At 68.8% G+C, this 22,879-nt stretch carries 19 protein-coding genes, 1 tRNA gene and 1 pseudogene; 9 read left to right on the forward strand and 12 right to left on the reverse strand.

Annotated elements, in window-relative coordinates:
* The first annotated feature begins 1 nt into the window (after position 1).
* Positions 2-1,189: a xylose isomerase gene (xylA, locus tag BLW44_RS15310; protein ID WP_060928587.1), complete on the forward strand. Its 1,188-nt coding sequence runs from the start codon at positions 2-4 to the stop codon at positions 1,187-1,189.
* 22 nt (positions 1,190-1,211) lie between these two features.
* A pseudogene (xylB, locus tag BLW44_RS15315) lies at positions 1,212-2,480 on the forward strand (xylulokinase); the annotation flags it as partial.
* A gap of 102 nt (positions 2,481-2,582) precedes the next feature.
* Here the strand turns inward: xylB and BLW44_RS15320 are convergent.
* The 3 genes from BLW44_RS15320 to BLW44_RS15330 are packed head-to-tail and all read right to left on the reverse strand — an operon-like array spanning position 2,583 to position 5,496.
* On the reverse strand, positions 2,583-3,644 hold the full coding sequence (locus tag BLW44_RS15320; protein WP_060928585.1) for a Gfo/Idh/MocA family protein: 1,062 nt from the start codon (positions 3,642-3,644) through the stop codon (positions 2,583-2,585).
* Positions 3,641-4,369, reverse strand: a complete 729-nt coding sequence (locus BLW44_RS15325) for a cupin domain-containing protein (RefSeq protein WP_060928584.1) — start codon at positions 4,367-4,369, stop codon at positions 3,641-3,643. Before BLW44_RS15325 ends, BLW44_RS15320 begins: the two co-directional genes overlap by 4 nt.
* On the reverse strand, positions 4,366-5,496 hold the full coding sequence (locus BLW44_RS15330) for a Gfo/Idh/MocA family protein (protein WP_060928583.1): 1,131 nt from the start codon (positions 5,494-5,496) through the stop codon (positions 4,366-4,368). The genes BLW44_RS15325 and BLW44_RS15330 overlap by 4 nt, the downstream gene beginning before the upstream one ends.
* A 103-nt stretch (positions 5,497-5,599) precedes the next feature.
* Between BLW44_RS15330 and BLW44_RS15335 the strand changes: the two genes are divergently transcribed.
* The 3 genes from BLW44_RS15335 to BLW44_RS15345 are packed head-to-tail and all read left to right on the forward strand — an operon-like array spanning position 5,600 to position 7,979.
* A complete protein-coding gene (locus tag BLW44_RS15335; RefSeq protein ID WP_060928582.1) occupies positions 5,600-6,586 on the forward strand; it encodes a LacI family DNA-binding transcriptional regulator in 987 nt (328 codons plus the stop codon).
* Between the two features lie 23 nt (positions 6,587-6,609).
* Positions 6,610-7,545, forward strand: a complete 936-nt coding sequence (locus BLW44_RS15340; RefSeq protein ID WP_060928581.1) for an NAD(P)-dependent oxidoreductase — start codon at positions 6,610-6,612, stop codon at positions 7,543-7,545.
* Between the two features lie 38 nt (positions 7,546-7,583).
* Positions 7,584-7,979, forward strand: coding sequence for a VOC family protein (locus BLW44_RS15345; protein WP_060928580.1), 396 nt, complete (start codon positions 7,584-7,586; stop codon positions 7,977-7,979).
* A gap of 33 nt (positions 7,980-8,012) precedes the next feature.
* Here the strand turns inward: BLW44_RS15345 and BLW44_RS15350 are convergent, their stop codons facing one another.
* A complete protein-coding gene (locus BLW44_RS15350) occupies positions 8,013-8,987 on the reverse strand; it encodes an NAD-dependent epimerase/dehydratase family protein (protein ID WP_060928579.1) in 975 nt (324 codons plus the stop codon).
* 171 nt (positions 8,988-9,158) lie between these two features.
* Here BLW44_RS15350 and BLW44_RS15355 point away from each other — a divergent pair, with 171 nt between their 5' ends.
* A complete protein-coding gene (locus tag BLW44_RS15355; RefSeq protein ID WP_167347500.1) occupies positions 9,159-11,759 on the forward strand; it encodes an excinuclease ABC subunit UvrA in 2,601 nt (866 codons plus the stop codon).
* Positions 11,760-11,854: 95 nt separating this feature from the next.
* On the opposite strand, the gene BLW44_RS15360 is transcribed toward BLW44_RS15355, so the two are convergent.
* From BLW44_RS15360 to BLW44_RS15395, 8 genes are all read right to left on the reverse strand, one after another.
* Positions 11,855-11,943, reverse strand: a tRNA-Ser gene (locus BLW44_RS15360).
* An 87-nt stretch (positions 11,944-12,030) separates the two neighbouring features.
* Positions 12,031-13,038, reverse strand: coding sequence for a LacI family DNA-binding transcriptional regulator (locus BLW44_RS15365; RefSeq protein WP_060928578.1), 1,008 nt, complete (start codon positions 13,036-13,038; stop codon positions 12,031-12,033).
* 45 nt (positions 13,039-13,083) lie between these two features.
* On the reverse strand, positions 13,084-13,752 hold the full coding sequence (locus tag BLW44_RS15370) for a hypothetical protein (RefSeq protein ID WP_074732114.1): 669 nt from the start codon (positions 13,750-13,752) through the stop codon (positions 13,084-13,086).
* A gap of 11 nt (positions 13,753-13,763) precedes the next feature.
* Entirely contained in the window at positions 13,764-14,705 is a 942-nt protein-coding gene (locus tag BLW44_RS15375) for a carbohydrate ABC transporter permease (RefSeq protein ID WP_060928384.1), read from the reverse strand.
* Positions 14,702-15,703: a carbohydrate ABC transporter permease gene (locus tag BLW44_RS15380; RefSeq protein ID WP_060928383.1), complete on the reverse strand. Its 1,002-nt coding sequence runs from the start codon at positions 15,701-15,703 to the stop codon at positions 14,702-14,704. The genes BLW44_RS15375 and BLW44_RS15380 overlap by 4 nt, the downstream gene beginning before the upstream one ends.
* A gap of 67 nt (positions 15,704-15,770) precedes the next feature.
* On the reverse strand, positions 15,771-17,066 hold the full coding sequence (locus tag BLW44_RS15385) for an ABC transporter substrate-binding protein (protein ID WP_060928382.1): 1,296 nt from the start codon (positions 17,064-17,066) through the stop codon (positions 15,771-15,773).
* A gap of 161 nt (positions 17,067-17,227) precedes the next feature.
* Entirely contained in the window at positions 17,228-18,361 is a 1,134-nt protein-coding gene (locus tag BLW44_RS15390; RefSeq protein WP_060928381.1) for a Gfo/Idh/MocA family protein, read from the reverse strand.
* Positions 18,362-18,389: 28 nt separating this feature from the next.
* Positions 18,390-20,165: an ABC transporter ATP-binding protein gene (locus tag BLW44_RS15395; RefSeq protein WP_060928380.1), complete on the reverse strand. Its 1,776-nt coding sequence runs from the start codon at positions 20,163-20,165 to the stop codon at positions 18,390-18,392.
* 67 nt (positions 20,166-20,232) lie between these two features.
* On the opposite strand from BLW44_RS15395, the gene BLW44_RS15400 reads away from it, so the two are divergent.
* From BLW44_RS15400 to rhaI, 3 genes are all read left to right on the forward strand, one after another.
* Complete coding sequence (locus tag BLW44_RS15400; RefSeq protein WP_060928379.1) at positions 20,233-21,198, forward strand: serine hydrolase domain-containing protein; 966 nt, start codon at positions 20,233-20,235, stop codon at positions 21,196-21,198.
* Positions 21,199-21,319: 121 nt separating this feature from the next.
* Positions 21,320-21,712, forward strand: a complete 393-nt coding sequence (locus tag BLW44_RS15405; RefSeq protein WP_060928378.1) for an L-rhamnose mutarotase — start codon at positions 21,320-21,322, stop codon at positions 21,710-21,712.
* Positions 21,709-22,875: an L-rhamnose isomerase gene (gene rhaI / locus BLW44_RS15410; RefSeq protein ID WP_060928377.1), complete on the forward strand. Its 1,167-nt coding sequence runs from the start codon at positions 21,709-21,711 to the stop codon at positions 22,873-22,875. Before BLW44_RS15405 ends, rhaI begins: the two co-directional genes overlap by 4 nt.
* Positions 22,876-22,879: the final 4 nt, after the last annotated feature.

Here is a 22,879-nt window from a genome sequence, read left to right on the forward strand (position 1 = left end):
CATGACCACCCCCACCCGTGATGACAAGTTCTCCTTCGGCCTGTGGACCGTCGGCTACAACGGCGCCGACCCGTTCGGCGGCCCCACGCGCCCGGCGCTCGACGTGGTGCACGCCGTCGAGAAGCTCGCCGAGCTCGGCGCCTATGGACTCACGTTCCACGACGACGACCTGTTCGCCTTCGGATCGACGGATGCCGAGCGCCAGAGCCAGATCGACCGCCTCAAGGGCGCACTCGCCGACACGGGTCTCGTGGTACCGATGGTCACGACCAACCTGTTCAGCGCGCCGATCTTCAAGGACGGCGGCTTCACCTCGAACGACCGCGATGTTCGCCGCTACGCCCTGCGCAAGGTGTTCCGTCAGCTCGACCTCGGAGCCGAGCTCGGCGCCAAGACGTTCGTGATGTGGGGTGGTCGCGAGGGAGCGGAGTACGACTCCGCGAAGGACATCCGTCAGGCGCTGGAGCGCTATCGCGAGGCCGTCAACCTGCTCGGCGACTACGTCACCGACAAGGGCTACGACATCCGCTTCGCGATCGAGCCGAAGCCGAACGAGCCCCGCGGCGACATCCTGCTGCCGACGCTGGGCCACGCGATCGCCTTCATCGACTCGCTCGAGCGCCCTGAGCTCGTCGGCGTGAACCCCGAGGTCGGCCACGAGCAGATGGCCGGACTCAACTTCACCGCGGGCATCGCGCAGGCACTGTTCCACGGCAAGCTCTTCCACATCGATCTCAACGGCCAGCGCGGCATCAAGTACGACCAGGACCTCGTCTTCGGACACGGCGACCTGCACAACGCCTTCTCGCTCGTCGACCTGCTCGAGAACGGCGGCCCCGGTGGAGTGCCCGCCTACGACGGCCCCCGCCACTTCGACTACAAGCCGAGCCGCACCGAAGACGAGAAGGGCGTGTGGGAGTCGGCCGCAGCGAACATGCGCACCTACCTGCTGCTCAAGGAGCGCGCAGCGGCATTCCGCGCCGACCCAGAGGTGCAGGAGGCGCTCGCCGCCGCCCGCGTCGACGAGCTCTCGACGCCGACCCTCAACCCCGGAGAGAGCTACGACGACTTCCTCGCCGACCGCTCGGCGTATGAGGACTTCGACGCGAACGCCTACTTCGGCGGCAAGGGCTTCGGCTTCGTCCGGCTGCAGCAGCTCGCGACCGAGCACCTGCTCGGCGCCCGCTGATCGTCATGCCACTGGTTCTCGGGTCGACTCGTCGACCCAGTCGTGCAAGGTCGTGGTGGTCGACACCGCGACCGGATCCGTCGTCCGCTCGGGCCGGGCGGCGCACCCGGACGGGACGTCCGTCGACCCCGAGGCCTGGTGGCGCGCCCTCCAGGCGGCGATCGAGGACGCCGGCTCACTCGATGACATCGCCGCCTGGTCGATCGGCGGACAGCAGCACGGACTCGTCGCACTGGACGAGTCCGGTCGCGTCATCCGCGACGCGCTGCTGTGGAACGACACCCGCTCCGCAGGTGCCGCCCTGGACCTCATCGACGAGTTCGGCGCGGATGCCCTCGCGGAGCGCACGGGGCTCGTGCCCGTGGCATCCTTCACCGTCACGAAGCTGCGCTGGCTGCACGATCACGAGCCGGAGAACGCCGCGAGAGTCGCGGCCGTCGCTCTGCCGCACGACTGGCTCACCTGGCGGCTGCGCGGATTCGGACCGGAGAACCCCGTGCTCGATGAGCTCGTCACCGACCGGTCGGATGCGTCAGGCACCGGGTACTGGAATCCGCGGACCGGGGAGTACGACCGCGAGCTGCTGGTGGCCGCCCTCGGACACGACGCCGTGCTGCCTCGTGTACTGGGCCACGACCAAGAGGTGACGGATGCCCAGGGTCGACGGGTCGGACCCGGAGCCGGTGACAATGCCGCAGCGGCGTTCGGACTGGGTGCGGCCCCCGGCGACGTCGTCGTGTCGATCGGGACCTCCGGCACGGTGTGCGCGATCAGCACGGACGCGGTCGGCGACCCGAGCGGGACCGTCGCCGGATTCGCCGACGCCACGGGGAACTTCCTGCCGCTCGTCGCGACCCTCAACGCCGCTCGCGTGGTCGATGTGACGGCCGCGCTGCTGGGAGTGACGCATTCCGAGTTCAGCGACCTGGCGCTGCAGGCGCAGCCGGGCGCGGGCGGGCTGACGCTGCTGCCCTACTTCGAGGGCGAGCGGACGCCGAACCTGCCGGATGCCACGGCATCCCTCTCCGGCATGACGCTCGCCTCGACGACCAGGGAGAACCTCGCCAGGGCTGCCGTGGAGGGGATGCTGCGCGGGCTCGGCGCGGGCCTCGATGCGCTGCGGGCGCTCGGCATCCCCCTCGGAAGAGCTCTGCTGATCGGCGGTGGCGCGCAGTCCGAGGCCGTGCGGCGGATCGCACCCGAGGTGCTCGGGCTGTCCGTCGAGGTGCCGGAGCCCGGTGAGTACGTCGCGCTCGGCGCCGCACGCCAGGCCGCGGCGCTCGTGGATTGAGGAGATCTCCTCGTCGGGAGGACGAGTTCGGTGCATCCGTCCTCCCGACGCAGAGTTCTCCTCCCGAACGGGTGACGGACCGGCGCGAGGGACCGGATGCCGTCAGCCGGCGAGCACCCTGGCGTCGCGCTGCGCGATGATGCTCAGCTCCGCCGCCGCGAACGCATGTGACTGCGTCATCGCCCGCTCGGTGCGGTCGAGGCAGTCGCGGATCAGCTGCCCGAAGAAGGGGAACCCCGTCTTTCCCTTCGCGTCGAAGCGGAACTGCCCGTCCTGATCGACGAGCAGCACCTGCCCGCCGCCGTTGTCGGTCGTGATGTCGGTGTACTTGCGCAGCTCGATGTACCCGTCCGTGCCCAGCAGTATCGTGCGCCCGTCCCCGAACACATCGAGCCCGGCCGGGGTGAACCAGTCCACGCGCACGTAGCCTGTCGCGCCGTTGTCGAGCACGACGTGCGCGTCGCCGAAGTCCTGCAGTCCCGGCGTCTCGGGATGCGCGTAATTGGCCACGGTGGAGCTGACGATCTCGCCCGACGTGGCGCCCGTGTAGTACAGCATCTGCTCGAAGTTGTGGCTGCCGATGTCGCAGATGATGCCGCCGTACTGCTGGGGATCATAGAACCAGTCCGGTCGCCCGGAGCCGATCCGGTGCGGACCGAACGAGGCGACCTGCAGCACCCGGCCGATCGCCCCCTGATCGATCAGCTGTCCCGCGAGGATCGCCGCCTCCGAGTGCACCCGCTCGCCGTAGTACACGGCGAACTTCCGACCGGTGCGGTCGACGGCGTCGCGCGCGGCCGCGAGACCCTCCATCGTCGTGATCGCGGGCTTGTCGGCGAAGAAGTCCTTGCCTGCCTCGAGCACGCGGACCCCGAGCGGAGCGCGCTGATTCGCGATGGATGCGCTCGCCACCAGCCGCACGTCGGGATCGTCGAGCACCTCGCGCTCGCTCGCGGCCGCGCGTGCCTGCGGGAATCGCGCGATGAAGTCCGCGACCTTCACAGGATCCGGGTCGAACACCAGTGAGAGAGTGGCGCCGGCCTCGATCAGCTGCTCGACCATGCCGACGATATGGCCGTGGTCGAGCCCCACGGCGGCGAAGACGAACCCGCCGGGGCCGACGACAGGCTCGGGCAGCGGGTCGAAGGTGTAGTCGCGGGTCATCGGCCGGTCTCCTCGTCGCTCAGCTCGTAGGTGCGCAGTCGGCCGCACATCCCGAATCCCCGCTCCCCCACCGAGGGTACGGCCTCGTGCACGCGGGCGTCTGCGAGGTGGAGGACGGAGCCGGATGCCACGGCCTCAGCGAGCTCGAGAGACCGCTCGGCCTGAGCGAGCGGACGCGCGCGCACGAGGTCGCCCCACTCCACGGCTCGCTCGCGCACGCGAGCACCGGCGGCACGATGGAAGGCCTCGAGCTGTGCCCGGTCACCGGTGAGAACAGCATCCCGCAGCGTCTCGAAACCGAAGACCGCCAGGTCACGGCGACGCGATGCGCGCTCGGCCCGGCCGTCCGAGTCGCCGAGATCCGCCGCCGCAGCATAGGCCTCTGCGTCGGCGACGACGTCGGCGGGGAAGGTCATCACGGCGTCCCCCGCCTCAGGCAGCCCCGCATTGCTCATCAGCACGACCACCTGCAGATCGCCGTGGTTCACGGCTCTGTGGATCGTGCCGGGCGTGAACCACACGACGCCGCCCGGTGCGAGCGACGTCTCGCGGAACCCGTCGGCGTCGATCGACTGCAGCGCCCCACGGCCGGAGATCACCACATAGGCCTCGGTCGACACGAGGTGCATGTGCGGGCTCCCGCCGCAGACGCCGTCAGCGGCGGCATCCGCATAGACGTCGAGATGCGACAGCGACGTGCCGCCGGGGAACGAGGATGCGGTCATGACGCCGCCTCGATCAGCGACGTGCTCTTCTCGAAGAAGTGCGGGGCGACCGAGACGAGGTGGCCGGCGCGATAGTAGGGGTCGGATGCCGCAATGGGCAGCGCGACGAACCGCCGCTCGAATCCTGCCTGGTAGATGGCCGTCACCACTTCGACGGCATTCCGGCCATCCGCCCCATCGGCGATCGGGCGCCGACCCTCCCTCGTCGCAGCCAGCAGATCCCCGATCTGGCCGGCATGCCCGACGTGCGTCAGCGGAGTGCGCCCCTCGACGAGTGCGCGGATGCGGGAGACGACGTCCTCGTCCCCGCTCTCTTCCGGAAAGCCGTCCGCCCGCGCACGCTCCGCGGAGACCGCGAAAGGCAGCGACACCCGGGCGTTCGCGCCCTGGATCACGATGCCCTGCTCCTGGCCGTGATGCACGACCGAGCTCGTCAGCTGCGCGAGCCCCCGGTCGTAGCGGAGGATCGCGACCGAGAGATCCTCGACCTCGGCGTTGTCATGCTGCGCGTTCGCGAGCATCGCGGTGATCTCGGTCGGACGACCGAGCAGCCACAGCAGCAGATCGATGTGATGGATCGCGTGGTTGAGCGTGCATCCGCCGCCCTCCTTCTCCCACGTGCCGCGCCACCAGAGGTCGTAGTACGCCAGCCCTCGCCACCAGGCGGAGTCGACGTCGACGTGCGAGATCGAGCCGAGGAGACCGGAGTCGACGACGTCCTTCAGCGCGGCGAGGTCGTCGCGGAACCGGTTCTGTGCGACGACCGACAGGATCCGGCCCGACCGCTCCTGCGCCGCGAGCATCGCATCGCACTCCTCGAGCGAGGGGGCCATCGGCTTCTCCACGAGCACGTCGATGCCGGCATCGAGCGCCGCGATCGCGAGCGCCGCGTGGGTCGAGGGAGGCGTCGCGATGCTGACGAGGTCGAGGTCGGCCTGCGCGAGCATGTGCAGCGGGTCGTCGAACGCGACAGCGCCGACGAGGCCGAGATCGGCCGCCTTCTGCGCGGCTTTGCCCGGAACCACGTCCGCGAGCGCTGTGATCTCACAGTCCTCCGGGAACGCGAGGTACCCGGCGATGTGGGCGTCGGCTATGCCGCCGGTGCCGATGATCCCGACCTTGCGCATGCTGCACTCCTCACTGAGTCGAACCGTTACTACGTATTACTAAGACGTAGTAGATAGTATCGATACGCGGTCCCGTTCCGTCAAGCCCGAGAGGAGGGATGCCGTGGAGAAGCGCCCGACCAGCCACGACGTGGCCCACCTCGCAGGGGTCTCGCAGTCGACCGTCTCTTTCGTCTTCACCGGGCGCACCGGCATCTCCGAGGCGACCCGCCAGAGAGTACTCCGCGCCGCGACCGAGCTGAACTACCGCCCGAACCTCGCCGCCCGCTCGATGCGCACGCAGCGCACCGGGCGTCTGGCGGTCGTGGTGCCGATCGCCACCATGAATCCCCTCACGCTCCTGTCCGGCGCGGTATCCGCAGCACGCGACGAGGGATACGTCGTCGAGGTCGTCAGTCTTCCCGAGCCGATCGAGGCGCGTGCCGACCGTCTGTCCGAGGTCGTCGACTCCGGCCAGTACGAGGGAGTGCTCTCCTTCACCCCGGTGCCCGAGGTCGACACGACGCCGACCGCGACCGTCGTGCTCGCCGTCGGCGAGTTCGACGAGGCGATGCACATGACCGGGGAGTTCACCGACGCGCGCCCGATCGTCGAGATGATCGAGCACCTCGCCACGCTCGGCCATCGCCGCTTCCTGCACCTCGCCGGCGACGAGGACTTCCCCTCGGCTCGTGCCAGGCGGGCTGCCTACCTCGACACCGTCGGACGACTCGGGCTCGACTCGCTCGGCGTCGCGGAGGGCGACTGGAGCGGCACGGCGGGCGAGACAGCGATCGCCGCACTGCCCGATGATGCGCCGCCTCTCGCCGTGATCGCCGCCAACGACGTGATCGCCGCCGGCGCCATCAGAGCGGCCACTCGCCGAGGATGGCGACTGCCCGGCGATGTCGCCGTGACGGGCTGGGACGACCTGCACCAGAGCGCTTTCCTCGTCCCGTCGCTCACCAGCGTCGCGCAGGATCGCGAGCGCCTCGGCGCGTACTCGATGCAGCGGCTGATCGCCGCCGTCCGCGGTGGCGACGAACCGGAGCGGCCGACCGATCTGCTCACCGTCGTCTGGCGTGAGTCGACAGAATCCCCGCAACAGTAAGAGACCGTGACCTGGAGGCGCGCATGAAGATCCTGATCCCGAACACCATCGAGCTCGCCCTGACGGCCGACGTCGAGAGCGTCGTCTACGACATCGACGAGCCGATCCCCGCCGAGCATCGTGACGCGGAGGTTTTGGTCGCCTGGCACAACTCCGCGTCGTGGCTGCAGGAGGCCGCCCGCGCTCTGCCCGACCTTCGGCTCGTCCAGGCTCTCGCCTCGGGAGCCGATGTGGTGCTGGGCGCCGGCTTCGGCGACGACGTGCGCATCTGCTCCGGCCGCTCACTGCACGACGGCCCGGTCGCCGAGCACGCGCTGGCGCTGATCCTGAGCGCGGTGCGACGGCTGGATCGGTTGCGCGATGCGCAGCGCGATCATCGCTGGGACGAGGAGTTCATCGACGAGCAGAGCGCACCAGGCACCCGCGCGCAGCACACGCTCGCCGGGGCTGCGGTCACCATCTGGGGCTTCGGATCCATCGCCGCGACCCTCGCTCCCCTGCTGACGGCGCTCGGCGCCGAGGTGCAGGGCATCGCACGTACCGCGGGAGAGCGGTCGGGGTTCCCCGTGCACGCCGATGCGGATGCCGCGGCGATCCTCGCCGACACCGATGTCCTCGTGTCGATCCTCCCCGCCACCGACAACACCGCGGATCTGTTCGACGCGACGGTCTTCGGCGCCCTCAAGCCAGGTGCCGCCTTCGTGAACGTCGGCAGAGGGGCCACCGTCGACGAGCGGGCACTGGTCGACGCTCTCGAATCGGGGCAGCTGCGCGCGGCGGCCGTCGACGTCATGAAGTCCGAGCCGCTTCCGGCATCCGACCCGCTCTGGGACGCGCCGAACCTCCTGATCACCCCGCACATCGCCGGGAACCGACCGGTCGGCGCCGCGCGACTGGTCGACGACAACGTCAGACGCCTGCTCGCGGGCGAGCCTCTTCTCAATCAGGTGCGCCCGTAGGGGTGGACAGCGCGCGCCTACCGGCGCATGCTGATCGCATGACGGCATTCCAGACCACACATGCGTTCAGCGGCTTCAGCGTCGACGACATCGACGCCGCCCGCACCTTCTACGGCGACACCCTCGGCATGGACGTCACCACCAACGCCATGGGCTTCCTCGACATCGCACTGCCCGACGGCGGTTCGATCCTCGTCTACGCGAAGCCGAACCACACGCCCGCGAGCTTCACGATCCTGAACTTCCCGGTCGATGATGTCGAGGCGGCAGTGGACGACCTCAACGCGCGCGGAGTCGTGACGAAGATCTACGACGACTCCGAATTCGCCACCGACGAGAAGGGGATCCTGCGGGGAGGCCCTGATCGCGGGCCGGACATCGCCTGGTTCACGGACCCTGCCGGGAACGTGCTGGCGGTCCTCGCCGCGGGCTGAGCGCCCCTGGTCGCCACGATCGCCTTCGAGCGTTCAGGCGAGGAGGCTCTCGAAGAGCGCGTTGATCTCGGGATCGACGCGCTGCAGCTCGGGATGCGAGTCGTGCCAGTCGATGATCTCTCGCGCCGCGGTGTGCAGGGGGACGACCGGATTGAAGTCGGGCACGAGGCGGCGGATCTTCGTGTTGTCGAAGACGACCGAGTGCGCCATGTCGCCGGTGAGTTGACCGGCGTGCTGCGGAGCAGCCTCCTCGATCGAGGCGCTCGTGGCGTAGCGGATCTTCGGCTCGGAGCCTGCGGCGCGTCCGAGGATCGAGTAGATCTCGTTCCAGGTGTAGACGAAGTCGCTCGTGATCTGGAAGGTGTCGCCGCACGCCAGCGGATTGCCGAGGAGCCCGGCGAAACCCACCGCGAAGTCGTCGGCATGGGTGAGGGTCCACAGCGAGGTGCCGTCGCCGTGCACGACGATCTCCTGGCCGCGGCGGATGCGATCGATAGCGGTCCATCCGCCGAAGGCCGGGATCGTCCATCTGTCGTACGTGTGCGAAGGGCGCAGCACCGTGACGGGGAAGCCGCGATCGCGGTAGGCGGCTGTCAGCAGGTCCTCACAGGCGATCTTGTCGCGGGAGTACTGCCAGTGCGGATTGCGCAACGGCGTGGATTCGGTGATCGGCAGGCGAGAGACCGGCTTCTGGTAGGCGGATGCCGAGCTGATGAAGACGTACTGCCCGGTGCGTCCTTCGAAGCGGTCGATGTCGCGCTGCACCTGCTCAGGCGTGAACGCGATCATGTCTGCCACGACATCGAACTCGCGGCCTGCGAGAGCCGCGTCGACGGCCGCATCATCCGAGATGTCGGCGGTCAGCACTTCGACGCCCTCGGCGGGCGCCCTGCGCGACTGCCCGCGATTCAGGAGCGTCACCTCCATGCCCCGAGACGCGGCGAGCGCACTCGCCGCTGAGGAGATGATTCCCGTGCCACCGATGAACAACACCTTCGTCGCAGTCATGTCTCGACTCTATCGATCGGGTCCGACACCGGGCGGGGAGCCGCGAGAGGGGGAGGCTAGCGACCCGTGTCAAGGCCACGGAGGATGTCGCAGGTGCGAGGTAGCCTGGCGCAGAGCCGGCGATCGTCGCATCCACACCCCGCAGTGCGCGGATACGAGAAGAGGACCAGCATGGACGGGACGCCACCGAAGCTCTCCAGTGCGTCGAACGCGATCGTCGTGACCGGCGCACGCGAGCACAACCTGCGCGACGTGGACGTCGAGATCCCCCGCGACGCGCTCGTCGCCTTCACGGGCGTCTCAGGGTCGGGAAAGAGCTCCCTCGCCTTCGGCACGCTCTACGCCGAAGCGCAGCGCCGGTACTTCGAGTCCGTGGCGCCCTACGCGAGGCGGCTGATGAGCCAGGTCGACATCCCGGACGTCGACGCGATCGAAGGGCTGCCCCCGGCAGTCGCCCTCCCCCAGCAGCGAACGGCCGGCAGCGCACGATCCACCGTGGGCAGCGCCACCTCGATCGGCAATGTCGTGCGCATGCTGTTCTCGCGCGTCGGCTCGTACCCGCCAGGCGCCGCCCCGTTGTTCGCCGAGGACTTCTCCGCGAACACCGTGCAGGGCGCCTGCCCGAAGTGCCATGGCATCGGACAGGTCTACGACGTGCCTCTTCACCTCATGGTGCCGGACGACTCGCTCACGATCCGCGACCGCGCGCTCGACGCCTGGCCGCGGGCCTGGCACGGCAAGCAGCTCATCGACAGCCTGATCTCGCTGGGGTACGACATCGACATCCCGTGGCGGGAGCTCCCTGAGGAGCAGCGCCGATGGGTGCTCTACACCGAGGAGTCGCCGCAGGTCCCGGTGTTCACCGACCGCCCTCCGGCCCAGGTGCGAAAAGCCGTGGCCGCAGGAATCGAGCCCTCGTACATGAGCACGTTCGTCGGCGTGCGGCAGTACGTGCTCAACACGTTCGCCAATTCCAAGAGCGCGAAGATGCGGGAGCGCGCGGCGAGCTTCATGATCAGCGTCCGCTGCCCGATGTGCGAGGGGCGTCGTCTGAAGCCCGAGGCACTCGCGGTGACGTTCGCCGGTCTCGACATCACCCAGATGGCCGCGTTGCCGCTCGCCGACCTCGCCGCGCTCCTGGAGACGGCGCTGGCCCCCTCCGACGGCGCGCTCTCGGGCGACGCCGAGAAGGCGCTCGCACCCGAGAAGCAGCTCGCCGCAAGACGGCTCGTGAACGAACTGCGCGATCGGGTCTCGCCCATCATCGAACTCGGCCTCGGCTATCTCTCGCTGGATCGGTCGACTCCGACCCTGTCGTCGGGGGAACTGCAGCGCATGCGGCTCGCGACCCAGGTGCTCTCGCAGCTGTTCGGCGTCATGTTCGTGCTCGACGAGCCGTCTGCGGGGCTCCATCCCGCCGACGGCGAAGCGCTCGTGCGCATTCTCCGATCGCTCAGGGATTCAGGCAACACGGTGTTCTTCGTGGAGCATTCGCTCGACGTGATCCGGCACGCGGACTGGATCGTCGACATCGGTCCCGGCGCGGGAGCCACCGGGGGCACGATCGTCTACTCCGGTCCGATCGACGGCCTGCGGCACGCGGAGGCCTCGCAGACCCGCCGCTACCTCTTCGCCGAGTCCCTGTCCACCGACCCGTCGACGACACCTGTGCGCGCCCCTCGCGTGGCCGACAGCCACCTCGAGCTCGTCGACGTCGCTCGCAACAACCTTCGCAGCGTCTCGCTGTCGATTCCGCTCGGATGCCTCACCGCCGTCACCGGCGTGTCCGGTTCGGGCAAGTCATCGCTGGTCACTCAGGCCCTGCCGGATCTGCTGCGCAGGAGCCTGTCGAGCGAGGTCGACAGCGAGACCGTCGAGGCCCCGGCACAGCGCAGCGGCGCGACCGCGGATCCGCTCTTCTCCTCACCGACGTCCGAGACGACCGGGCACGCCTCGGGCCCGGCCGGACGCGTGCGTCGTGTGGTTCAGGTCAGCCAGAAGCCGATCGGACGCACCTCACGATCCAATGTGGCGACCTACACGGGGCTCTTCGATCGCGTCCGCGCACTGTTCGCCGCGACGCCGGAGGCCCGCCGCAGGCGGTACGCCGCGAGCCGCTTCTCCTTCAATCTGCCGAGCGGTCGATGCCCGACGTGCAAGGGAGAGGGCACGGTCGAGGTCGAGCTGCTCTTCCTCCCCACCGTCCATGCACCGTGCGGCACCTGCGGCGGCACCCGCTACAACCCGGACACGCTGGAGATCGAGCTGCACGGGCATACGATCGCCGACGTCCTCGCGATGAGCGTGCACGACGCCCGCACCCTGTTCGCCGACGATGCGGACGTCGCCCGTCACCTCGACGCGCTGCTCGACGTGGGACTCGGGTATCTTCCGTTGGGACAGTCGGCCACCGAGCTGTCGGGCGGCGAAGCGCAGCGGGTGAAGCTGGCATCCGAGCTGCGGCGTGCGCAGCACGGCGACACGCTCTATCTGCTCGACGAGCCCACCTCGGGGCTCCATCCGTCCGACACAGATCGGCTGCTCGTCCACCTGCAGCATCTGGTCGATGCCGGCAACACCGTCGTGATGGTCGAGCACGACATGCGCGTGGTCGCGCAGGCCGACTGGGTGATCGACATGGGACCGGGAGCGGGAGACCTCGGGGGCTCGGTCGTGGCCCAGGGGACTCCGCGGGCGGTCGCCTCGGCGAACGGGAGCACGACGTCGTCGTACCTCGCGGCTGCGATCGCGTCTCGGGACGCCGGAGCCTGATCGAACGCCCGTGCGAGAGACCACGCGCGAGACGGACGACGATCCCTGGCGCTGGGTCGGCCGCATGAAAACGGCTTCTGACCGGGACTCTGTTGCGGAGACGAGGGGATTTGAACCCCTGGTCCCCGTGAGGGGACTCCACCTTAGCAGGGTGGTGCACTCGGCCGGACTATGCGACGTCTCCAGGCATCCGGACCGTGAAGAACGGATGCACCCTGCAATCATAACGGGTTCGGAGGGCAGCCACGAATCGGCGATCGCTGCGGAGGGATCAGTCCCGGGCCGCGCTCGACTCCCGCACGACGAGCTCCGGCTGGAACCGCACCCGGCGGTCGTGCTCCACCCCGTCCAGCTGCTTGAGCAGCAGGTCGACGCCCGTCCACCCGAGCAGTCGCGCCGGCTGACGCACCGAGCTGAGCGGAACGACGGTCGCCGAGGCGAAGTCGATGTCGTCGTAGCCCACCATGGCGATGTCCTGCGGCACCCGGATGCCCGAGCCGAAGCTGAACGCCTGGAGCAGCCCGACCGCGAGCAGGTCGTTCGCGGCGAAGACCGCATCCGGACGCGACTCCTGCGGGCGCGCGGCGATCGCCTCACCGGCGGCGCGGCCCTGCAGCACGGTCAGCGCCGACTGCTCGAAGACCTCCAGGGAGGAGTCCGGATGCTGGGCGACCGCAGCTCTGACTCCTCGCAGACGATCGGCGACCTGCTGCACCGACGACGGCCCGCCGACGAACGCGAGCCGACGCCGACCGCCTGAGAGCAGGTGCTCGGCGGCGAGTCGTCCTCCCTCGACGTCGTCGACCGAGACCGAGGGCAGCACGCCCTCCTCGACCTCGCGGTCGACGAGGATCACCGGCATCCCTCCGGCGGCGAAGCGGTGCACGGCGGCGAGGTCGTCCGAGGCCGGGGTGAGCAGCACGCCGTTGACCCGCTGCTCCTGGAACAGCTCGAGGTGGGCGACCTGGCGCTCGTCGCGCTCGTCGCTGTTGCCGAGCAGCACGGTCATGCCGGCATCCGCGGCTCTGTCCTCCGCGCCGCGCACCACCTCGGCGAAGAACGGGTTGCCGATGTCTGGAACCACGAGACCGATGCTGCGACTCCGACCCGCGCGCAGCTGCCTGGCCGCATCGTTGCGCACGAAGCCCAGCTCCTGGATCACGCGCTGCACGCGTTCGACCGTGCGCGCCGACACCCGCTCGGGTTGATTGAGCACGTTCGAGACGGTGCCGACCGAGACGCCGGCCGCGGCAGCGACGTCCTTCACCCCTACCGCCATGGCGTGCCTCCGTCCGTCCGCGCTCGTGCGCCAACGACTACCTTCTCATCCTGCGTGGTGCACTCCGCGCCTACGACGCGCGGGCACGGCGACGACGGCGAGCGCCGCGCAGCCGATCCCGGCGATGAACAGCGGTGCGAGAGCCCAGGTCACGACGCCCGTGAAGACGGCTGCGGCCGCGAGGTACGCCGCGCCTGCGGCATCCGCCCGCACGACCGACGGCACGGCGCGGACCGCGCCGATCCAGCCGAGCGCGGGCGACCAGGCGCCGGCCGCGGCGAGCAGGGCGACGGAGAGGACGAGCAGACCGGCCCAGCCGACCACGGCGATCGCCTGACCGCCGGGGAGGGCACCGGAGCCGGCGACGAGGACGTCGATCGTCAGCACGGCCGCGATCACCGCCGCAGGGACGCCGACGACGAGGGACGACAGGATGCCTGCACGCACGTCCTCCCAGAACAGTCCGGCGCGGGAGTCCTCCGCCGCGACGAAGCGACGCAGGTGCCGGATGCCCGCGGCGAGGGCGATCGGCAGGGTCACGACGCCGAGCGCGACGACCGTCATCATCAGTCCGATCGTCAGCACCTCGCCGAAGAGGCCGAACTTCGCGGTCGCTCCGGGATTCACTCCCGGCTCGACGCCCGAGACGGTGGGACCCGCACCGGAGCGCGCCTCGCGCGTGGCTGCCCGCCGCGCTCGACGCTCCTCGCTCATGACGGACACGGTCAGCCCTTCAGTCCCTGCGTCGCGACGCCGTCGACGAGGAAGCGCTGGAAGACGACGAAGAACAGCAGCACGGGGACGAGTGCGACGAAGGACGCCGTGACCGTGGCGCCGTAATCCGACGACGAGGTCTGGTCGTTGTAGAGCCGCAGCGCGATCGGCAGCGGGTAGTTCTCGGGGCTCGTGAGGTAGAGCAGCGGGCCGAGGAAGTCGTTCCACGCCCAGATGAACGAGAAGATCGCGCACGTGATCAACGCCGGCTTGATGAGCGGCAGGATGATCGACCAGAAGATGCGCAGGTGCCCCGCACCGTCGATGCGCGCCGCCTCGTCCATGTCGCGCGGCATCTGACGGATGAACTGTACGAGCAGGAAGACGAAGAACGCCTCTGTGGCCAGGAACTTCGGCAGGATCAGCGGGATGAACGTGTCGACCCAGCCGAGCTGATTGAAGATGATGTACTGCGGGATGATCACGACGTGGAACGGCAGCAGCAGCGTGCCGATCATGGCCGCGAACAGCACGCCGAGTCCCTTGAACTGCACGCGGGCGAACGCGTATGCGGCGAGCGCCGAAGAGAGCACAGTGCCGACGACGGCCGAGACCGCGAGGATCAGCGAGTTCAGGAAGAAGCGCCACATCGGCACTCCGGCGATGCCCTCCATGACCTTGCTGTAGTTGTCGAGAGTCGGCGCCTGAGGCAGCAGACCGGGGTTCTGACCGAACTCGGAGTTCGGCTTGAAAGTCGACAGGAACAGCCACAGCAGCGGGTAGAGCACGACAGCCGTGAGGACCAGGAGACCGATGAACCAGATGACGGTCTGCCACGTCTTGCGCTTGATGCGGCGACGAGGGGCAGGCGGGCCGACCGGGGTGGTCTGCTGCGCGGCGAAGACCGGGGTCGACGCGGCGCCGGACGTGGTGGCCTGGTTGGACGTGCTCATTTGTCGTCTCCCGAGTAGTGCACCCACGACCTCTGGGTGCGGAAGAGGATGAAGGCGATGATCGCGACGACGACGAGCAGGACCCACGCGATCGCGGCCGCGTAGCCCATCTGTCCGTCGGAGAACCCTCGCTTGTACAGGTACACCGTGATGAAGTTCGTCATGCCGGCGGGGCCGCCGGTGCCGTTCGAGATGATGTACGCCGAGGCGAACACCTGGAATGCGCCGATCAGACCGAGCAGCAGGTTGAAGAACATCACCGGGGAGAGCATCGGGATCGTCACCGCGCGGAACCGACGGTAGGCGTTCGCGCCGTCCATCTCGGCGGCCTCGTACAGCTCCTTGGGGATCTGCTTGAGACCCGCGAGGAAGATCACCATCGTGGCTCCGAACTGCCAGACGGCGAGCAGGATCATCATGGGGAGCACGAGGCTCGGGTTGCCGATCCACCCGCCGAGATCGACGCCGAAGATCTGCAGACCGCTGTCGACCGGACCGTCGGAGGAGAACATGGCCCGCCACACGATGGCGACCGAGACCGAGCCGCCGATGAGCGACGGCGCGTAGAAGGCGGAGCGGAAGAAGCCGGCGCCCTTGTCTCGGTAGTTCAGGAGCATCGCGACAGCGAGGGCGGCCGCGAGGGTGATCGGCGTGCCGATGAAGACGTAGACGAGCGTGATCTGCGCCGACTGGATGAAGTTCGGGTCGCTCGTGAAGAGGCGGATGTAGTTGTCCAGCCCGATCCACTTCGGCGGCTGGAAGATGTTGTACTTCGTGAAGGAGAGGTACAGGGAGTAGATCATCGGCACGGCCGTGAGACCGAAGAAGCCGATGAGCCACGGCGTGAGGAACGCATAGCCGGTCGCTGTCTCTCGCCGCAGACGCGCGCGCTGGCCCGGCCGTGCGAGTTCGTTCTCGGGGCGGCGGCCGCTGCGCAGCGCGCGCCCCCGACCGGACTTCTTGCCCGTGACGATCGTCCTGGTCGCCGTCGTGCTCATGACAGCTCCTTCCGAAGTGGATGGGATGCGGTGGGCCGGGCGGATGCCGCCCGGCCCACCGAGGGGGTCACTGGTTGAGGACGACGTCCATCTCGGAGAAGAACTGCGTCACGGCCTCGTCGACCGTCGTGGTGCCGAAGTTCAGCTCGGTGCCCAGCACACGGAACTTCTCCTCCAGCGTGCCGTAGCCGACGATCGGGACCGGAGGTGCGTCGCCGAGGCGGTCGGCGATGGACTCCTCGTAGTCCTTCACGAGCTGGCTCATCGGGTCGAGCTCGGCGGCGTCGAGAGCGGTCTCGGATGCCGGCAGGCCGCGGTTGGTGCCGAAGATCTCACCGGACTCCGGCGAGTTCACCAGGAAGTTCACCAGGGTGGCCGCAGCCTCCGGGTGGTCCGTCTTGGCGGAGATGGTGTGCAGCATCGAGGGCTTCAGGTACAGGTCCTTGGCTCCTTCCTCGGTGACGGGCGGGGCCACGAGGCCGAGCTCGGTGTAGCTCTCGCCGAGGTTGGCGAGGTAGCCGGCGCCGAAGTTGTCCCAGGTCAGCTCGCTGGCGTTCTGCGCGGCGTCGAACGCGGTGAGCGGGGTGAGCTCCTCGACGACCTGCTGCGGCACGACGACACCGTCGCGGATGTCATCGCCGGACTCCCAGAACTCCTTGAGGCGCTCCTCGTCGAATCCGGGCTTCCCGTCCTCGTCGAACAGGTTCTTGCCCTCGCTGCGCAGCTGCAGCTCGAAGTTCTGGATGCGACCGGTCCAGTCGGACCCGCCCCAGAACTCGCCGCCGCCGGCCTCGGTGATCTCACCCATCCACTCGTCGTAGTCCTCCCAGTCGCCGCCGGCGAACTGCTCGACGCCCGCCGACTCGAGCAGCACCGGGTTGGTGAAAACGCCCCACGCGTTCGTGGAGGTGGTGATGCCGTAGGTGGTGTCGTCGACCACTCCGATGTCGAGGATGTTCTCCGACAGCGGCTCGGTGTCGATGATCGAGCCGAGGTAGGGCTCGAGGTCGAGCAGCAGCCCGTTCTCGGAGTACTGGCGCAGGTACGAGTAGTCGAACTGCATCACGTCGGGCAGACCGCCGCCGGCCGCCTCCGTCTGACGCTTCTCCCAGAACTCCGGGAAGCCGAGGAACGTGGCGTTCACCGTGATGTTCGGGTACTCCTCGTTGAACGCCTCGATGGCCTGGTTGTACAGGTCCGCACGGACGTCGTTGCCCCAGAACGCGAGGTCGAGCGTGACCTTCTCGTCGGGGTCGTAGGTGGGCTCACCCTCGGGGCTGCCGCCGCCGGCGCAGCCGGCGAGTACCAGCGCTGCGCTGGTGGCGACGGCCGCTGCGGCCGCCAGACGCTTCTTGCTGAACATCGTTGTCCTCTCTGGTGAACGTCCTCGTTCGGCAGGGCCGCGGAACGCCTATGTCCATGTGGTGCGGGTGCGATCTCCACCGTGGGGAAAACGCTTACCTGCACGCTAATCCAGATTGAAACGTTTCGCAACCGGCAATTCGGACGCGGGGATTACATCGATTACCGTCCGGTCTTCGATCCTCTCACGGCAGGGTCGTGTCGCTGTGCTCTCAGGTCGGTGACCGGGCTCTCGAATCCCGCTCGGTGAGTGGGGTGCGTCCCCAGGAGCGCGGGGGTCACGAGGGCTCCGTCGGCAGCAGCCGAGGCGTAGATCGCGGCCACGATCTCGAGCGACCGAGCGGGAGCATCGGCCGTCGCGGGCAGCGGCTCCCCGGCCAGCAGAGCGTCGAACACGTCTCGCAGCAACGGCGCGTGGTCGCTGCGCTCCTCCGCATCCGGGAACGCCCATGTGTCCGCCTCTGCCTCGAACCCGGGCGCCGGGGTGATCCGCCAGTTCTCGTGGCCGTGCCCGTAGAGATGATCCACCGTGATCGTGGCCTTCTGGGTGTCGATGCGGATCGAGCTGGTCTCCCGCGGCGACACGGCACTCGTCACGACCTGGGCGACCACGCCCTGATCGAACACGATCGTCGCGGTCGACACGTCCTCGGTCTGGGTCTCGCGATCCAGTCGCCACAGTCGACCCTGCACCGACGACCAGTCCCCCAGCAGATGAGCGAGGAGGTCGAGCTGATGGATGCCGTGGCCGAGCGTCGTCCCTCCGCCCTCGGTCTCCCACTTGCCGCGCCACGGCACCGCGAAGTAGTCGGCGTCCCGGAACCACAGGGTCTGGCACACCGCGACCAGCGGCCGACCGAGTGCACCGCTCTGCAGCAGCTGCCGCACGTGCGCCGCGGCGGTCCCGGTGCGCTGCTGGAAGACGACGGCCAGCCGCCGGTCCGCGGCGTCGGCCGCCGCCCGCATCTCGTCGAGCTCGTCGAGTGAGGGAGCCGGCGGCTTCTCGACGATCACGTGCGCACCGGCGGCGAACGCGGCGAGGGACTGCTCCCTGTGCGGCGCCGGCGGCGTGCAGATCAGCACGACGTCGGGATGCTCGGCCGCGAGCATCCCGTCGAGATCGTCGTAGGCGGCGGCGATGCCGTAGGTCTCGGCGAACCCCTGCGCCTTCTCGCGGCTGAGATCGGCGACGGCGACGAGCTCCGCTCGGGGGTATGCAGCCACCGCGCGGGCGTGCGCATGGGCGACCGCGCCGGTGCCCACGAGGGCTGCGCGCAGAGTCTTCTGGGATGTCATCGGTCCTCCTCAGGACGGTGGGGGTCGGTCATGCCCTGCCGTTCTGCACCAGGTGCAGCCGAGCGTATCGCCCGTCGGCGGCGAGAAGCTCGTCGTGCGAGCCCTGCTCGACGATGCGTCCGCGCTCGAGCACGACGATGCGATCAGCCTGGCGGATCGTCGACAGCCGATGCGCGACGACCAGGGTCGTGCGCCCGCGCATGAGGCGCTCGAGCGCCTCCTTCACGAGCCCCTCGGATTCGGGGTCCAGAGCGCTGGTCGCCTCGTCGAGGAGCAGGATCCGCGGATCGCGGACGAGCGCCCTGGCGATGGCCAGTCGCTGACGCTGACCACCCGACAGCCGTGCGCCGCGCTCCCCGACCACGGTGTCCCACCCCTGCGGCTGCTCCTGCACGAAGTCCCAGGCGTTCGCCGCGCGCAGCGCCCGCTCGACGCGGTCGGGGGTGAGGTCGGGCATGCCGTAGGCGATGTTGTCGAAGATCGACCCCTCGAACAGCACGGATTCCTGCGGCACCACCGAGATCGAGCGGCGCACGGTGCGCAGATCGAGGTCCTGCATGTCGTTGCCGTCGAGCAGGATGCGGCCGCTGGTCGGCCGGACGAAACCGAGCACGAGGTTCAGCAGCGTCGACTTCCCGGATCCGGACGAGCCGACGAAGGCGACCGTCTCGCCCGGCGCGATGCGCAGGTCGATGTCGATGAGGGCGTCGTCGTCCGCATCCGCATACCGGTGCGTCGCGGACTCGAGCACGATCTCGCCCGAGACAGCCGAGACGACACGCTTTCCCGAGTTCTGCTCGATGTCCGGCTCCTGCAGCACCTCGGCGATCGATCGCACCGACTCGATGCCGCGCGCGCCGACCGGGATGAGCATGAGCAGTTGGGTGAGACCGCCGGTGAGCAGGGTGAAGTAGCTCGACAGCATCACCACCTCACCGGGTGTGATCGGGAGGAAGCCCGTGAGCGCACAGACGGCAGCCAGCATCAGGCAGGCGACGCTGAGCAGCTGCATCGCCACCCAGGACACCGACGCGACCCGTCCGTTGAGCAGATCGAGGTCGAGTCCGGCCCTGCGCACACCGTCCGCACCGCCCGCGACGCGATCGATCGCCGTCTCCTCGAGTCCGTGCGCGCGGGTCACCGGGATCAGCGACGCCATCTCCCCGACCCGAGCGGAGAGCGTCTCGATCTCGCGCCGGAACACCTCGTTGCGGCGCTGCGACCTCTTGCGCATCCCGTATCGGATGCCGATGGCGATCGGCACGGCGAGGGCGTAGACCGGAAGGAACTGCGGCACCGTCACGGCCGTCATCCCGAGGGCGCCGAGCATGACCATGGTCGACGACAGCAGCGGATGCGTGACCTGCTGGAGCATGAGCTCGACGTTCTCGACGTCACGCACGACCTTGGTCTGCACGATCGACGAGCTCATGCGCGTGTGATAGCCGATAGAGAGGCTCTGCAACCGAGCCGTCAGGGCGTTGCGCAGATCGGCGCCGAGATCGCGGACGACCGTCATGAAGTTCTTCGTGTAGATGATGTGGTTCGGATAGTTCTGCAGCAACAGCAGCGCGGCGAGCGCGAACCACCACAGGACCTCGGTGACGTCGCCGTCGCTCGCCACGACGTCGATGATGGCCGCGGTGATGACGGGGAGGAACCAGAGCGGGATCTCCTTGATGGCGAAGGCGGTGATCGCGAAGGTGAGCCGCCAGGGCCGGCGGCCGACCAGCCGCAGCACCGAGCGCACCGGACGTCGTCGATCGACGAGCCCGGCGGGATGGGAAAGCGCTTTCTGTGCCATGGTCCTATCGTAGAGTCAGCACCGTCGCCGGGGAAGTGCGGCGACGATCCGATCACCGGGAGCGCACATGACCTTCGACGCCGCATTCGACTGGGCCCGCCGCCATGTCAGGGACGGCCGGCTGCCGACCGCCGTCGTCGGCATGGCGACTGCCGAGGGGATCATCGACCTCGAAGGTTTCGGAGCCGCGACGGATGCCGTGTACCCGCTGTTCTCGATCACCAAGATGCTCACCGGGATCACCGCGGCGAGGGCCATCGAGCGCGGACTGCTCACACCGAACACCCCGCTCTCCGCCGCGCTGCCCGATTTCGGGGCGGCGCGCGACGACATCGTGCGGCTCTGGCATCTCGCCTCGCACACCTCCGGCATCTCCGAGCCGCCGCTCGACACCGCCCTCCCGTTGCGTGACGAGCTGCTCACGCGGGGTCGCGACTTCGCCGCCGGAACCGCCTCGCGCTACTCGACGATCGCCTTCGAGGGCATCGCCGCCCTGATCGAGCATGCGACCGGCGTCACGTGGGACGAGGGGACGCTCGACTGGGCCTCGACCGTGGGCGCGATCGGCCTGACACTCGACACCACGCAGTCGGTGGGCGTTCCGGATGCCGCAGCAGGCGGCCTCGACCTCGATCGGTTCCACGCCACCCGCGCCCCGGGTGCCGGACTGCTCGGACGTGCCGAAGACCTGCTCCACGTCGGGGCCGAGCTGCTGCGCATCGGAGGCGGGCAGCGAGGCGGCATCCTCTCCCCCGCCGGTCTCGCGATGATGCGGCGTCCGCTGACGGGCGACATCCCACGCCTGGACCCGTACCCGGATGAGCGAGGCCAGGACTGGGGCTTCACGTTCAACCTGCGCTCCCGCGCGCCGGGACTGGTCGATCGCGACCTGTTCGGCCACGGCGGATGGGCGGGAACCGAGTTCTGGGTGCACCCGGAGGCGGGGATCTGCTGGGTGCTGCTCACCAATGCGGCGGTGCGCCCTGGGGTCGACGCCGACGAGCTCGACAACGCGGTGGTGGCCGCTCTCTAGCCCCCTTCCGTCAGCGCCGTACGGCTCGCCACACGTGGCGCTCGCTTGACAGGTCCATCCGCCGTGTCTAGTGTTGGACGCAGCGAATGAAACGATTCAAACCTCAATGAAGAGAGACCCAATGACCCGCGTCGCGTTCCAGCTGCAGGTTCGCCCTGAACTGCTCGACGAATACCTCGCCCGTCACTCACCCGTCTGGCCCGAGATGCTCGCCGAGATCGCGGCCGCCGGCCGCCGCAACTACTCGCTGTTCCTCGGCGAGGGAGGCACGCTGACCGGCTACTACGAGACCGATGACGACGCAGCTGCACAGGCCTACCTCGCCTCCTCCGCAGTTGCCGCACGCTGGGAGGCCGAGATGGCGCGATTCTTCGTCGATCTCGACGGTCGCCCTGACCAGGCGGCCACCGCACTCACCGAGGTGTTCCACCTCGAAGACCAGCTCGCCGACACCGGCGACTCCCCCGCATCAGACATCGACACCCGCACCGACACCGAAGGCAGCGCCTCATGAGCATCCTCTCGTCCGACAATCTCGCAGCTCTCGAACAGCAGGGCATCGAGCTCCCCAGCTGGGCGTTCGGCAACTCCGGCACCCGCTTCAAGGTGTTCGGCACGCCGGGCACCCCGCGCGACCCGTGGGAGAAGATCGCGGATGCCGCGCAGGTCAACAAGTACACGGCACTCGCGCCGTCCGTCGCGCTGCACATCCCGTGGGACCTCGTCGATTCGTTCTCGGACCTCCGCAAGCACGCCGAGGACCTCGGCGTGACCCTGGGCACCATCAACTCGAACACGTTCCAGGACGACGACTACAAGTTCGGCGCACTGACGCACGAGGACGCGGCGATCCGCCAGAAGGCGATCGACCACCACCTCGCCTGCATCGACGTGATGGATGCCACGGGCAGCCGCGACCTCAAGATCTGGCTCGCCGAAGGATCGAACTACCCGGGACAGGCCGACCTGCGCGGCCGTCAGGATCGCCTCCAGGAATCGCTGCAGCAGATCTACGCCCGCCTCGGCGATGACCAGCGCCTGGTGCTCGAGTACAAGTTCTTCGAGCCGGCGTTCTATCACACCGATGTTCCGGACTGGGGAACGTCGTACGCCCAGGTCTCGTCCCTCGGCGACAAGGCGATGGTGTGCCTCGACACGGGCCACCACGCCCCCGGCACCAACATCGAGTTCATCGTCATGCAGCTGCTGCGCCTCGGCAAGCTCGGCTCGTTCGACTTCAACTCGCGCTTCTACGCCGACGACGACCTGATCGTGGGAGCGGCCGATCCCTTCCAGCTCTTCCGCATCCTGTTCGAGGTCGTCCGTGGCGGTGGCCTGAACAACCCGGACGTGGCGTTCATGCTCGATCAGTGCCACAACGTCGAGGACAAGATCCCCGGCCAGATCCGCTCGGTGCTCAACGTGCAGGAGATGACGGCGCGTGCGCTGATCGTCGACCGCGACGCCCTGACCGCCGCACAGAAGTCGGGCGACGTGCTCGCCGCGAACGCCGTCTTCATGGACGCGTTCTACACCGATGTGCGCCCCGCTCTCGCCGAATGGCGCGAGTCCCGCGGCCTCGCCGCCGACCCGATGAAGGCTTACGCCGAGTCGGGCTACCAGCAGAAGATCGCCGCCGACCGCGTCGGTGGCGTGCAGGCCGGCTGGGGCGCCTGAGCCC

Source organism: Microbacterium hydrocarbonoxydans, assembly GCF_900105205.1.
Lineage (GTDB): Bacteria > Actinomycetota > Actinomycetes > Actinomycetales > Microbacteriaceae > Microbacterium > Microbacterium hydrocarbonoxydans.